Here is a 12,714-nt window from a genome sequence, read left to right as displayed (position 1 = left end):
CGCAAGACGACGAGCATATGGATGGATGGCAGCGCGCCTTTGTCCTGCATAGTCGTCCCTGGAGCGAAACCAGCCTGATGCTGGACGTCTTCACGGAAGAGTCGGGCCGCGTGCGCCTTGTTGCAAAAGGCGCACGTTCCAAACGTTCTAACCTGAAAGGCGCCTTACAGCCTTTCACGCCGCTGCTGGTACGTTTTGGTGGGCGAGGGGAAGTCAAAACCCTGCGCAGCGCCGAAGCCGTCTCCCTGGCGCTTCCTCTCTCAGGCATCACGCTCTACAGCGGTCTGTATGTCAATGAACTCATCTCTCGCGTTCTTGAACATGAGACGCGCTTCTCTGAACTTTTCTTTGATTATCTGCACTGTATCCAGGCGCTGGCTGGCGCAACCGGCACGCCCGAGCCTGCGCTGCGGCGTTTTGAACTGGCGCTGCTGGGCCATCTTGGGTACGGGGTCGATTTTCTGCACTGTGCGGGCAGCGGTGACGAAGTGGAAGACACCATGACCTACCGCTACCGAGAAGAAAAGGGCTTTATTGCCAGCATCGTGATCGACAACAGCACCTTTACCGGGCGCCAGCTCCGGGCGCTGTATGAGCGCGAGTTTCCCGATCAGGATACCCTGCGCGCAGCAAAACGCTTTACCCGGATTGCCCTCAAGCCGTATCTTGGCGGCAAGCCCTTAAAGAGCCGCGAATTATTCAGGCAGTTTGTGCCGAAACGTTAGACTACAGAATCGAAAAGAAAACCGAGGATTGTCATGGCTGAATTACTGTTAGGCGTCAACATCGATCATATCGCCACGCTGCGTAATGCGCGCGGCACGGCATATCCCGATCCGGTTCAGGCGGCGTTTATCGCTGAACAGGCTGGCGCCGACGGCATTACCGTTCATCTGCGTGAAGACCGTCGCCACATCACCGACCGCGACGTGCGCATTCTGCGCCAGACGCTGGATACCCGTATGAATCTGGAGATGGCGGTCACCGAAGAGATGCTGGCGATTGCCTGTGAGACCCAGCCGCACTTCTGCTGCCTGGTGCCGGAAAAACGCCAGGAAGTGACGACCGAAGGCGGTCTGGATGTGGCCGGTCAGCTCGACAAAATGCGCGATGCCTGCAAGCGCCTGGCGGATGCCGGTATCCTGGTTTCGCTGTTTATTGACGCCGATTTCACCCAGATTAAAGCGGCAGCCGACGTGGGCGCGCCGTACATCGAAATTCACACCGGCTGCTATGCCGATGCCAAAAATGATGAAGAGCAGGCGAAAGAGCTGGAGCGTATTGCTAAAGCGGCCACCTACGCGGCGAGCCTGGGTCTGAAGGTCAATGCCGGTCACGGCCTGACCTACCATAACGTGAAGCCCATTGCCGCCATCCCGGAAATGCACGAGCTGAACATCGGTCACGCGATCATTGGCCGTGCGGTGATGAGCGGCCTGAAAGAGGCCGTCTCAGAGATGAAACGCCTGATGCAGGAAGCGCGTCAGTAATGGCCATTCTGGGCTTAGGCACCGATATCGTTGAAATAGCCCGCATTGAAGCGGTGATCGCCCGCAGCGGCGATCGCCTCGCAAGACGCGTGCTGAGCGATAACGAATGGGCCATCTGGGAAGCGCATCAGCAGCCTGTGCGTTTCCTGGCGAAGCGCTTTGCGGTAAAAGAGGCGGCCGCCAAAGCCTTCGGAACCGGCATTCGTAACGGTCTGGCGTTCAACCAGTTTGAAGTGTTTAACGATGAGCTGGGTAAGCCAAGCCTGCGCTTATGGGGCGAGGCGCAAAAGCTGGCCGAGAAGCTGGGCGTGAATCACGTGCACGTGACGATCGCCGATGAGCGCCACTATGCCAGCGCAACGGTGATCATCGAAAGTTAAAGTTTGTCCGCGTGGTGCATCAGGACAAACTTATCCCATAGCTGCTCTTCGCTCTCGACGTGTGCCGGATCCTTCAGGATGGTATTGGGGATCGGGCACACTTTCTGACAGGTCGGCGTTTCATAGTGGCCGATGCATTCGGTGCAGCGGTCGCTGTTAATCTCATAAATGCTGTCGCCCATCGAAATGGCCTGGTTCGGGCATTCGGGCTCGCACATATCGCAATTAATGCATTTTTTGGTAATTAACAGCGCCATCAGGAAATTCTCAGAAACAACACAAACTGGGCGGGCATTATACGCGTCAAACCAGTTTCTTTACCAGTTCTTCGCTGTGGCGAATGCGCTCGGGCGCACGCTCCAGATCCTGCTGCACCAGCGCCATAAACAGCAGGTCCGTCAGCATCATTTGTGCACTGGTGGACGAGATAGCCGCGCTGCGCGTGGCCTGCTCCTCGGCAATGGTATATAAACAGCGCGTGGCCCGCTGCTGCAGGGCATTCGGCGTAAAACCGGTGATCGCCAGAATTTTACCGCCGACGCGCAGGACTTCATCGGTGGCCATGTTGATCTCGCGGCGCTCGCCGGAATAGGAGATCGCCAGCAGCAGATCGTCAGGATCCATCGCCTGTACGGTCGCCAGCAGGGCGTGCATATCCTGCTCGACGATGGCGTTAAGGCCAATTTTTGTCAGCTTCCAGCCAAAGTTACGCGCCACAAGTCCGGACGCGCCGATGCCGGTCAGAATGATTCGCCGTGCGCCGCGCAGCATCGCCACGCTCTCCAGCAGCTTCTCTTCCGTATTCACATCGAGCGTCGCATGCATGGCCGCCACGTTCTCTTTGATCAGCTTTTCGCCGACCAGCCGCATCGGATCGTCTCCGCGGATCTGATTATGCACCGGCATGGACTGCGGATTGGGGTTACTGACCAGCGCTTCACTGATCGCCAGCTTGAGGGCGGGGAATCCCTTAAAGCCAATCTTCTGCGCAAATTTCACCACGCTGGACTGGCTCACCCCGGCTTCACTCGCCAGCTGCTGCGAGCTGAGATGGCGCGCGTGGTCGGGCTGAGAAAGCAGAAAATCCGCCAGTTTCTTGTCGCTTTGGGCAAAGCCTGCGTAGCGCTGGCGAATGCGAATTAAACAGTTCATACGGTCTCCTGGCGAAAATGTGATTATCTGCGCAAATACGGATTTTGCTCGCCTGAATGAATTTTATATTCCATTATAGTGTGATTATTATGAATTAAAAATTCTTGAGGTACAAAAATGAATCTTGGCTCACTTGTTTCTGAAACGCGTAACCCGCAAACCATGGATCTGGATGCGCTCTCCACCCTGGAGCTGGTTAACCGCTTTAATCAACAGGATACGCTGGTCGCGCAGGCAGTGAAAGAGACATTACCTGAGGTGGCGAAAGCGGTGGATGCGGCGGCGGAAGCCCTCAAGGCCGGTGGACGCATTATTTACATGGGGGCGGGGACCAGCGGGCGTCTTGGGGTCCTGGACGCGTCAGAATGTCCGCCCACCTTTGGAGTGCCGCATGGTCTGGTGGTTGGGCTGATTGCCGGTGGACCCGGTGCGCTGCTGAAAGCCGTTGAAGGGGCGGAAGATAACAAACAGCTGGGCGAGGATGACCTGAAGGCGCTGAATCTGACGGCGAAGGATCTGGTGGTCGGGCTGGCGGCATCCGGGCGCACGCCATACGTGATTGGCGGGCTGGAATACGCTAACCAGACCGGCTGCACGACGGTCGCCATCTCCTGTAACCCAGGCTCACCGATTGCACAGGTGGCCGCTATCGCTATCTCTCCGGTGGTTGGGCCGGAAGCGCTCACCGGCTCCACGCGCCTGAAATCCGGGACCGCGCAAAAGCTGGTGCTCAATATGATCTCCACCGGCGCGATGGTGAAGTTCGGCAAGGTGTATCAGAACCTGATGGTGGATATGCAGGCCACCAACGTGAAGCTGGTGGACAGAGCCTGCCGCATGGTGATGGAGGCGACGGGCGCAGGCCGTGAAGAGGCGGAAGCGGTGCTCAAACAGACCGATCACGATGTTAAGCCTGCCATTCTGATGATCTTAAGCGGGCTGGATGCGGCGAGCGCGAGAGCCAAACTCGATGCGCATAACGGCTTCTTACGGGCGGCATTAGAAAACTAACAGAGGCGTGTATGGACAAAACAGCAGCGCTCGCCAGCGGTATCCTGCAGGGGATCGGTGGGGAAAAAAATATTCAGCGTCTCGAAAACTGCATGACGCGGGTACGCGTCGAGGTGCATAACGACGACCAGCTTGACGTGCCACGTCTGAAGCAACTTTCCGGCGTCAGCGGCTACGTGAAACAGGGTCAGCAGCATCAGCTGATTGTCGGCCCGGGGAAAGCGGCGCAGGTTGTCGATGCCATGCGGGCGCTGATGGGCGTTAGCGCGAGCGTGTCGATTGACGATGCTGAGCGCACCAAAGCGCAGGTGAAGGCCAAATATAAAGCCCCGATGAGCGACGCGCTGCGACAGCTCGCAAACGTCTTTATTCCGCTGATCCCGGCGTTTATTGCTTCGGGCCTGATCACCGGGATCATCAATATCCTCAAGCGACCGGATATTGTGGGGGATTTCGCCACGCAGTATCCGAACCTGCTGGGGATTCTCGGGATCTTCGGCAGCGCGGTGTTCGCCATCATGAACATTCTGGTCGGGGTCAATACCGCGAAGGTGTTTGGCGGATCGCTGGCGATGGGCGGCGTGATGGCGGGCATCTTGTCCAGCCCGCAGCTGGCGCAGATCACGCTGTTTGGTGAGGCGCTCCAGCCCGGCCGCGGCGGGGTGATTGCGGTGCTGCTGGTGGTCATCCTGATGTGCTGGATTGAGAAAAGGCTGCGCGCGGTTCTGCCAGGCTCTATCGAGCTGATTCTCAACCCGCTGCTGACTACGCTGATTACCGGTAGCGTAGCGATTGTCGCCCTCCAGCCGTTAGGCGGGTGGATCTCTGAAGCCATCGCCCACGGTGCGTCGCTGGCGATTGACCGTGGCGGCCTGTTAGTGGGCGCGGTGCTGTCGGGTACTTTCCTGCCGCTGGTGCTGACCGGGCTGCATCAGGGTCTGGTGCCGATCCACGTCGAGCTGGTGCAGGCGCACGGCTATAATGCGCTGCTGCCTATCCTGTCGATGGCGGGGGTAGGGCAGGTCGGTGCGGCGATTGCCGTACTGATGAAAACCCGCAACGCGCGTCTGAAAAAGGTGATTAAAGGCGCACTCCCGGTCGGCCTGCTCGGTATTGGCGAGCCGCTGATTTTTGGCGTCACGCTGCCGCTGGGTAAACCGTTCCTCGCGGCCTGTCTGGGCGGCGCGGTAGGCGGGGCGCTGATCAGCTACTGGAAGGTCGCAACCGTTATTACCTTTGGCATTTCGGGTTTACCGCTGGCATTAACCATCGTGACCGGAAAAGTGATGCTCTATCTGTTAGGCTATTTAGTAGCGGTGATCGCCGGGTTCCTGTTTACCTGGCTATTAGGATTCAACGACCCAGAGGAGTAAGGTTTGGCAAATCACGCGCGTCGCGTTGTCTTTTTCGACCTGGATGGCACGCTGCATCAGCAGGATATGTTTGGTACGTTTATGCGTTACCTGCTGCGGCGTCTACCTCTGAATGCGCTGCTCGTGCTACCGCTCTTACCGGCGATCGGTATCGCGCTGCTGGTGAAAGGCCGTGCGGCGCGATGGCCGATGAGCCTGCTGCTGTGGGGATGTACGTTTGGGCACAGCGAAGCGCGGCTTAAACAGCTGGAGCAGGATTTTGCGCACTGGTTTCGCGGCCACGTCGCCGCCTTTCCGGTGGTGCAGGCGCGCCTGACCGGCTATCTCGATGCGAATGATGCGGACATCTGGCTGATTACCGGCTCCCCGCAGACGCTGGTGGAGCAAGTCTATTTTGATACCCCCTGGCTTCCGCGCGTGAATCTTATTGCCACGCAAATTGCCCGCGGCTACGGCGGTTGGGTACTGACGATGCGCTGCCTGGGGCATGAAAAAGTGGTCCAACTGGAGAAACGCATCGGTACGCCGCTGCGCCTGTACAGCGGCTACAGCGACAGTAAACAGGACAACCCGCTGCTCTATTTTTGCCAGCACCGCTGGCGCGTTACGCCATCAGGTGAACTCCAGCAACTCGAATAGTCTTATCCATAATCGGCGTGTATAATGCCGCCCGCTTTTCGACTGGAGTATCAACCGTTGTCCAACCCTGAACTCGACCATGAATACTGGATGCGCCATGCGCTGACGCTGGCTCAGCGTGCCTGGGACGAGGGCGAAGTGCCCGTGGGCGCCGTGCTGGTCCACAATAACCAGGTGATTGGTGAAGGATGGAACCGCCCCATTGGTCGCCACGATCCTACCGCGCACGCCGAAATCATGGCGCTTCGTCAGGGCGGTCTGGTGCTGCAAAACTATCGCCTGCTTGATACCACGCTGTATGTGACGCTTGAGCCATGCGTGATGTGTTCCGGGGCGATGGTACACAGCCGGATCGGGACTTTAGTCTTCGGTGCGCGGGATGAAAAAACCGGCGCGGCCGGTTCACTGATGGACGTGCTGGGTCACCCGGGGATGAACCACCAGGTGAAGACTATCGGCGGGGTGCTTGCACCAGAGTGTTCGGGGCTATTAAGCGATTTCTTTCGAATGCGCCGTCAGCAGAAAAAGCAGCAAAAGGCAGAATTGAAGCCGTCGGCCGATTAAGCTCGTCCGGTGCCACGACAGGGTAGCTTTGGGCCAACTGTTTGGCCTCTGTCGCCTCTTTCTCTTTCTCCAGCAGATACCCGACCAGGCTAATCTGATATTTACGGATATTTTCCACGTAGGCGTAGGCTTCATGCCCGCGCGCGTAGCCGTACGTCAGCTTGTTATACCATGGCTTCTGGCTTAGCAGCGGCAGCCGCTGCTTTACGTCTGACCAGCTGTCCGGGTTGCCTTTCGTTTTTGCCGTCAGCGCTCGCGCATCCAGCATATGCGCATAGCCCATATTGTAGGCCGCCAGAGCGAACCAGATCCGCTCCTCTTCCGGCACCGTTTCCGGGACTTTGGCCATCATATCCTGCAGGTAGCGCGCGCCGCCGCTGATGCTCTGTTCCGCATCGGTACGGTCATTGACGCCCAGGCTCAGCGCGGTATTTTTGGTTAACATCATCAAACCACGTACGCCAGTCGGAGACGTGGCCTGGGTATCCCAGTGGGATTCCTGATAAGAAATAGCCGCCAGCAGTTTCCAGTCAATTTCCTGGGCGTATTTTTCGAACAGCGGCTGCAGGTCCGGCAGGACACTGTCTACCGCACGCAGGAAGCTGCGGGTGTCAACGTAGTCAAAGTCATCACCATGCCCGAGGTACTTCTCCTCCAGGCGCGCCAGCGTACCGTCTTCATTCATGGTGTTGAAGAAATCGAGCATCGCGGCAGAGAGGGTCTGATCGTCATCGAGCTGAGTAAACCAGGTCACAGGCTGCTCGTCGGTGACGTCCAGCGCCACGGCGATTTCTGGATGTACCCGCTGGAACAGGCTGATCGCGACCGAATCGGCGATGGTGTAGGGGACTTTCTGATCTTTTACCTGCTCCAGCAGCTCCGTCGTGCCGAGTTTCGCATCCACCGTCCAGCTCAGGTCCGGATATTTCTTCTCCTTGAGCTCACGCAGATCGTCAATCACCACGTGACCGGGGGCAATCGTCAGCTGCCGATCGTTAATCGAGGCCAGCGAGCGCGGGCGCAGGCTCCCGACGCGATAAACCAGCTGCTGCGAAACGGAGTAGTAGGTCGGGCCTGGCTGATAGTTTTTGCTGCGCTCGCTGTTATACACCAGCCCGGCGGCAAGCATATCGGCATCGTCGTTATCGAGGTCATCAAACAGTTGGTTGATATTCTGGCGGACGGTGATTTTTAGCTTCACGCCAAGATAATCGGCGAACTGTTGTGCCAGTTCATAATCCAGACCAATGATTTTGCCGTTGATGTCGCTGTAAATCAGCGGAGAGTTAAGGGTACTGACGCGCAATGCCCCCCGCTCCTGAATGGCGGCGATACGGTTTTCGGCTTTGCCGATCCAGGGGAGGGAAGGCCAGAGGGCCACTGCCAGCAGCAACGTTACAATGCCGATGAGCAGATAATTAATCTTTAATTTTTTCAATTAGTTAATTCTCTGCGACGCCGGTTGCCTCAGTCTGCTGTAGCCATGTTAACAATAAGGTTTGCCATTGAATGAGCGGCATTTTGCGTAAACTTGCGCCACTTGGCAACCAATTAGAGAGACAGGTCACATCTATTGTTAAATCTCTTCGTCAATTTTATTTCGACGCAAACGGTTTCGTCGGCGCTCAGGATTCTCTATAATGACGCCCGTTTTCCCCCCTTGCGCACACTGTAAGCGCCCCGGCGCTTCGAAGACGAGAGACTTATGATGGAAATTCTGCGTGGTTCGCCTGCACTGTCTGCCTTCCGTATTACCAAACTGCTGGCACGTTTTCAGGCGGCCGACCTTCCGGTAAGCAATATTTACGCTGAGTATGTCCATTTTGCTGACCTGAATGCCCCCCTGAATGCAGAGGAGCGCGTACAGCTGGAACGCCTGCTCAAGTATGGCCCAAGCCTCAGCAGCCATACGCCAACCGGCAAACTGATCCTTGCGACGCCGCGTCCGGGCACCATCTCCCCCTGGTCTTCCAAAGCCACCGACATCGCCCACAACTGTGGCCTGAGCCAGATTAACCGTCTGGAGCGCGGCGTGGCGTACTACGTGGAAGCCTCTACCCTGAGCGACGCGCAGTGGCAGGCGGTCGCGGCTGAACTGCACGACCGCATGATGGAGAGCGTGTTTGCCTCTCTCGATGACGCGCAGAAGCTTTTCTCCCACCATCAGCCTGCGCCGGTACAGAGCGTGGACCTGCTGGGGCAGGGCCGTCAGGCACTGATTGACGCCAACCTGCGTCTCGGCCTGGCGCTGGCAGAAGACGAAATCGACTACCTGCAGGATGCGTTCGTTAAGCTCAACCGTAACCCGAACGATATCGAGCTCTATATGTTCGCGCAGGCGAACTCTGAGCACTGCCGTCACAAGATTTTCAATGCCGACTGGATTATTGACGGCGAACAGCAGCCAAAGTCGCTGTTCAAAATGATCAAAAACACCATGGAGCAAACTCCTGACCACGTGCTGTCTGCCTATAAAGACAACGCCGCGGTGATGGAAGGTTCCGAGGTGGGCCGCTTCTTCGCCGATCGCGAAGCAGGGCGCTATGACTTCCATCAGGAGCCCGCGCATATCCTGATGAAGGTTGAAACCCACAACCACCCGACCGCGATCTCCCCGTGGCCGGGTGCGGCGACCGGCTCCGGCGGTGAAATCCGTGACGAAGGGGCGACCGGTCGTGGTGCAAAACCCAAAGCGGGTCTGGTCGGTTTCTCCGTCTCCAACCTGCGTATCCCGGGCTTTGAACAGCCGTGGGAAGAAGACTTCGGCAAGCCAGAGCGCATTGTGACCGCGCTGGATATCATGACCGAAGGCCCGCTGGGCGGCGCGGCGTTTAACAACGAATTTGGTCGTCCGGCGCTGAACGGTTACTTCCGTACCTATGAAGAGAAAGTGGACAGCCACAACGGCGAAGAGCTGCGCGGCTACCACAAACCGATCATGCTGGCGGGCGGGATCGGCAACATCCGTGCCGATCACGTGCAGAAAGGCGAGATCGTCGTCGGCGCGAAGCTGATCGTGCTCGGCGGCCCGGCGATGAACATCGGTCTGGGCGGCGGTGCGGCCTCTTCGATGGCCTCCGGCCAGTCTGATGCGGATCTCGACTTCGCGTCCGTGCAGCGTGACAACCCTGAGATGGAGCGTCGCTGCCAGGAAGTGATCGACCGCTGCTGGCAGCTGGGCGATGCTAACCCGATCCTCTTTATCCACGACGTGGGCGCGGGCGGTCTGTCCAACGCCATGCCGGAGCTGGTGAGCGACGGCGGTCGCGGTGGCCGTTTCAACCTGCGCGATATCCTGAGCGATGAGCCGGGCATGAGCCCACTGGAAATCTGGTGTAACGAATCCCAGGAGCGCTACGTGCTGGCCGTTGCGGCGGATCAGCTGCCGCTGTTTGACGAGCTGTGCCGCCGCGAGCGCGCGCCGTATGCCGTCATCGGTGAAGCGACCGAAGAGCAGCACCTGACTCTGAGCGACACCCATTTCGACAACCAGCCGATCGATCTGCCGCTCGACGTTCTGCTCGGTAAAACGCCGAAGATGACCCGCGACGTGCAGACCCGTAAAGCGGCGGGCAAAGCGCTGGATCGCCAGGGCATTACCGTAGCTGAAGCCGTTAATCGCGTGCTGCACCTGCCAGCTGTCGCGGAGAAAACCTTCCTGGTGACCATCGGCGACCGTACCGTGACCGGTATGGTATCCCGCGATCAGATGGTTGGTCCGTGGCAGATCCCGGTGGCAAACTGCGCCGTGACCACCGCGAGCCTCGACAGCTACTACGGCGAAGCGATGGCGCTGGGCGAACGCACCCCGGTCGCGCTGCTGGACTTCGCGGCCTCTGCCCGTCTGGCGGTCGGTGAAGCGCTGACCAACATCGCCGCCACGCAGATTGGCGACATCAAACGTATCAAGCTCTCCGCAAACTGGATGGCCGCTGCCGGTCACCCAGGCGAAGACGCGGGCCTGTATGAAGCCGTGAAGGCGGTGGGTGAGGAACTGTGTCCTGCCCTCGGCCTGACCATTCCGGTGGGTAAAGACTCCATGTCGATGAAAACCCGCTGGCAGGAAGGTAACGAGCAGCGCGAGATGACCTCCCCGCTGTCGCTGGTGATCACCGCGTTTGCCCGCGTGGAAGACGTGCGTCACACCGTTACGCCGCAGCTGGCGACCGAAGATAACGCCCTGCTGCTGATTGACCTGGGTAAAGGCCACAACGCGCTGGGCGCCACCGCGCTGGCGCAGGTTTATCGTCAGCTTGGCGATAAGCCAGCCGACGTGCGCGACGTGGCGCAGCTAAAGGGCTTCTACGACGCCATCCAGGCGCTGGTGGCGCAGCGTAAGCTGCTGGCCTACCACGACCGTTCCGACGGCGGCCTGCTGGTAACCCTGGCAGAGATGGCCTTCACCGGCCACTGCGGGGTTGAAGCCAACATCGCTACGCTGGGTGAAGATCGTCTGGCGGCGCTGTTTAACGAAGAGCTGGGTGCCGTGATTCAGGTGCGTGCGGCAGATCGCGACGCGGTTGAAGCGATTCTGGCGCAGCACGGTCTGGCTGACTGCGTGCACTATCTGGGTAAAGCCGTTAAGGGCGATCGCTTCGTCATTGAAGCTGACGGTCACGCCGTGTTCAGCGAAAGCCGCACCACGCTGCGCATGTGGTGGGCGGAAACCACCTGGCAGATGCAGCGCCTGCGTGATAACCCGGAATGTGCCGATCAGGAGCACAACGCGAAGGCCAATGACCAGGATCCAGGCCTGAACGTGAAGCTCTCCTTCGACATCAACGAAGACATCGCCGCGCCGTACATTGCGACTGGTGCGCGTCCGAAAGTGGCCGTGCTGCGCGAGCAGGGCGTTAACTCCCACGTTGAGATGGCTGCCGCCTTCCACCGCGCGGGCTTTGACGCTATCGACGTTCACATGAGCGACCTGCTGGCCGGACGGACCGGTCTGGAAGATTTCCAGGCGCTGGTGGCGTGCGGTGGTTTCTCCTACGGTGACGTGCTGGGTGCGGGCGAGGGCTGGGCGAAATCTATCCTCTTCAACAGCCGCGTGCGCGACGAGTTCGAAACCTTCTTCCATCGTCCGCAGACCCTGGCGCTGGGCGTGTGTAACGGCTGCCAGATGATGTCTAACCTGCGCGAGCTGATCCCGGGCAGCGAAGCCTGGCCGCGCTTTGTGCGTAACCAGTCTGACCGCTTTGAAGCGCGCTTCAGCCTGGTGGAAGTGACCCAGAGCCCGTCTCTGCTGCTGCAGGGAATGGTCGGTTCGCAGATGCCAATCGCGGTGTCCCACGGCGAAGGTCAGGTAGAGGTGCGTGATGCTGCGCATCTGGCTCAGCTGGAGAGCAAAGGTCTGGTAGCGCTGCGCTTTGTCGATAACTTCGGCAAGGTCACGGAAACCTACCCGGCCAACCCGAACGGTTCGGTGAACGGTATTACTGCGGTAACCAGCGAAAGCGGTCGTGCAACCATCATGATGCCGCATCCGGAACGTGTGTTCCGTACCGTGAGCAACTCCTGGCACCCGGAAAACTGGGGCGAGGACAGCCCGTGGATGCGTATCTTCCGCAACGCCCGTAAGCAGCTGGGTTAAGTTTCAGCGTCCTGACTGTAGGCCCGGTGAGCGCGAGCGCCACCGGGCTTTTTTGTCTCTGTCGCAAAATCGCGACAACACTTTGGTTTGGGTGTCTCCAAAAGGAGACATTTAACTTATTGATTTATATGTGGCAGGAAAGGTTCCCGTTAAGGTGTTGCTGAACAGCGACACTTAGCCTGGAAATCATTCAACCGATAACGAACGGGTTAAGCGAGTAAAAATTATATATTTCAAGGTGATAATTTTTTGTTTTGCATTCTGGCACGGGTGTTGCATAATATTAATCAGTGGCTCATTCACCTTCTTATGTCAGCCCCTTCGGGACGTGCTACATAAACTTCGAATGACGCACAAAAAGGTGCCTGCCGTCCAACTACTGATCATAGCGATGCTTTATCAGGCCAGGGCGAAACGTCGAGTTAGGCACCGCCTCATTCCATGACAAAGCCGGGTTTTTACCCGGCTTTGTTGTATCTGAAGGGCAGACTCAGTTACGCTCTGCGTAAACC

General features: G+C 58.3%; 11 protein-coding genes. 8 read left to right on the top strand and 3 right to left on the bottom strand.

What is annotated here, in order from left to right; translation table 11 throughout:
- Positions 1-17: 17 nt before the first annotated feature.
- Genes recO through acpS form a run of 3 tightly spaced genes read left to right on the top strand, consistent with a single transcriptional unit; the run spans position 18 to position 1,870 of the window.
- Positions 18-725 (top strand): DNA repair protein RecO, encoded by a 708-nt coding sequence (gene recO, locus BMW97_RS16210; RefSeq protein ID WP_023333058.1) that lies wholly within the window; start codon positions 18-20, stop codon positions 723-725.
- Positions 726-758: 33 nt separating this feature from the next.
- The gene (gene pdxJ, locus BMW97_RS16205; RefSeq protein WP_045908533.1) at positions 759-1,490 is read left to right on the top strand and encodes a pyridoxine 5'-phosphate synthase; all 732 of its coding nucleotides are present in this window, start codon (positions 759-761) and stop codon (positions 1,488-1,490) included.
- Complete coding sequence (acpS, locus tag BMW97_RS16200) at positions 1,490-1,870, top strand: holo-ACP synthase (RefSeq protein ID WP_008502178.1); 381 nt, start codon at positions 1,490-1,492, stop codon at positions 1,868-1,870. Before pdxJ ends, acpS begins: the two co-directional genes overlap by 1 nt.
- Here acpS and BMW97_RS16195 read toward each other — a convergent pair.
- Together BMW97_RS16195 and BMW97_RS16190 are read right to left on the bottom strand one after the other, a co-directional pair.
- Positions 1,867-2,127: a YfhL family 4Fe-4S dicluster ferredoxin gene (locus BMW97_RS16195; protein WP_008502177.1), complete on the bottom strand. Its 261-nt coding sequence runs from the start codon at positions 2,125-2,127 to the stop codon at positions 1,867-1,869. The two genes, acpS and BMW97_RS16195, sit on opposite strands and share 4 nt — an antisense overlap.
- A 46-nt stretch (positions 2,128-2,173) precedes the next feature.
- Positions 2,174-3,022: a MurR/RpiR family transcriptional regulator gene (locus tag BMW97_RS16190; RefSeq protein WP_045908534.1), complete on the bottom strand. Its 849-nt coding sequence runs from the start codon at positions 3,020-3,022 to the stop codon at positions 2,174-2,176.
- 117 nt (positions 3,023-3,139) lie between these two features.
- On the opposite strand from BMW97_RS16190, the gene murQ reads away from it, so the two are divergent.
- The 4 genes from murQ to tadA are packed head-to-tail and all read left to right on the top strand — an operon-like array spanning position 3,140 to position 6,609.
- A complete protein-coding gene (gene murQ, locus BMW97_RS16185; protein ID WP_045908535.1) occupies positions 3,140-4,033 on the top strand; it encodes an N-acetylmuramic acid 6-phosphate etherase in 894 nt (297 codons plus the stop codon).
- Between the two features lie 11 nt (positions 4,034-4,044).
- On the top strand, positions 4,045-5,406 hold the full coding sequence (locus BMW97_RS16180; RefSeq protein WP_045908536.1) for a PTS transporter subunit EIIC: 1,362 nt from the start codon (positions 4,045-4,047) through the stop codon (positions 5,404-5,406).
- A 3-nt stretch (positions 5,407-5,409) separates the two neighbouring features.
- On the top strand, positions 5,410-6,045 hold the full coding sequence (gene yfhb / locus BMW97_RS16175) for a phosphatidylglycerophosphatase C (protein WP_045908537.1): 636 nt from the start codon (positions 5,410-5,412) through the stop codon (positions 6,043-6,045).
- 24 nt (positions 6,046-6,069) lie between these two features.
- Positions 6,070-6,609: a tRNA adenosine(34) deaminase TadA gene (gene tadA / locus BMW97_RS16170; protein WP_045908538.1), complete on the top strand. Its 540-nt coding sequence runs from the start codon at positions 6,070-6,072 to the stop codon at positions 6,607-6,609.
- On the opposite strand, the gene mltF is transcribed toward tadA, so the two are convergent.
- Positions 6,497-8,047 carry a membrane-bound lytic murein transglycosylase MltF gene (gene mltF / locus BMW97_RS16165; RefSeq protein ID WP_045908539.1) on the bottom strand — a complete coding sequence of 517 codons (1,551 nt, stop codon included), beginning with the start codon at positions 8,045-8,047 and terminating at the stop codon, positions 6,497-6,499. The two genes, tadA and mltF, sit on opposite strands and share 113 nt — an antisense overlap.
- 267 nt (positions 8,048-8,314) lie before the next feature.
- On the opposite strand from mltF, the gene purL reads away from it, so the two are divergent.
- Positions 8,315-12,202: a phosphoribosylformylglycinamidine synthase gene (gene purL / locus BMW97_RS16155; RefSeq protein WP_045908540.1), complete on the top strand. Its 3,888-nt coding sequence runs from the start codon at positions 8,315-8,317 to the stop codon at positions 12,200-12,202.
- The last annotated feature ends 512 nt before the right edge of the window (positions 12,203-12,714 follow it).

Source organism: Enterobacter sp. NFIX58 (genome assembly GCF_900110475.1).
Lineage (GTDB): Bacteria > Pseudomonadota > Gammaproteobacteria > Enterobacterales > Enterobacteriaceae > Enterobacter > Enterobacter quasiroggenkampii.
Note: the sequence above shows the minus strand (reverse complement) of the source record. Positions and strands in the feature narration are given on the sequence as shown.

Coding starts and splice junctions, on each gene's coding strand:
- recO (WP_023333058.1), top strand. CDS start 18: ATGGATGGATGGCAGCGCGCCTTTGTCCTGCATAGTCGTCCCTGGAGC.
- pdxJ (WP_045908533.1), top strand. CDS start 759: ATGGCTGAATTACTGTTAGGCGTCAACATCGATCATATCGCCACGCTG.
- acpS (WP_008502178.1), top strand. CDS start 1,490: ATGGCCATTCTGGGCTTAGGCACCGATATCGTTGAAATAGCCCGCATT.
- BMW97_RS16195 (WP_008502177.1), bottom strand. CDS start 2,127: ATGGCGCTGTTAATTACCAAAAAATGCATTAATTGCGATATGTGCGAG.
- BMW97_RS16190 (WP_045908534.1), bottom strand. CDS start 3,022: ATGAACTGTTTAATTCGCATTCGCCAGCGCTACGCAGGCTTTGCCCAA.
- murQ (WP_045908535.1), top strand. CDS start 3,140: ATGAATCTTGGCTCACTTGTTTCTGAAACGCGTAACCCGCAAACCATG.
- BMW97_RS16180 (WP_045908536.1), top strand. CDS start 4,045: ATGGACAAAACAGCAGCGCTCGCCAGCGGTATCCTGCAGGGGATCGGT.
- tadA (WP_045908538.1), top strand. CDS start 6,070: ATGCCGCCCGCTTTTCGACTGGAGTATCAACCGTTGTCCAACCCTGAA.
- purL (WP_045908540.1), top strand. CDS start 8,315: ATGATGGAAATTCTGCGTGGTTCGCCTGCACTGTCTGCCTTCCGTATT.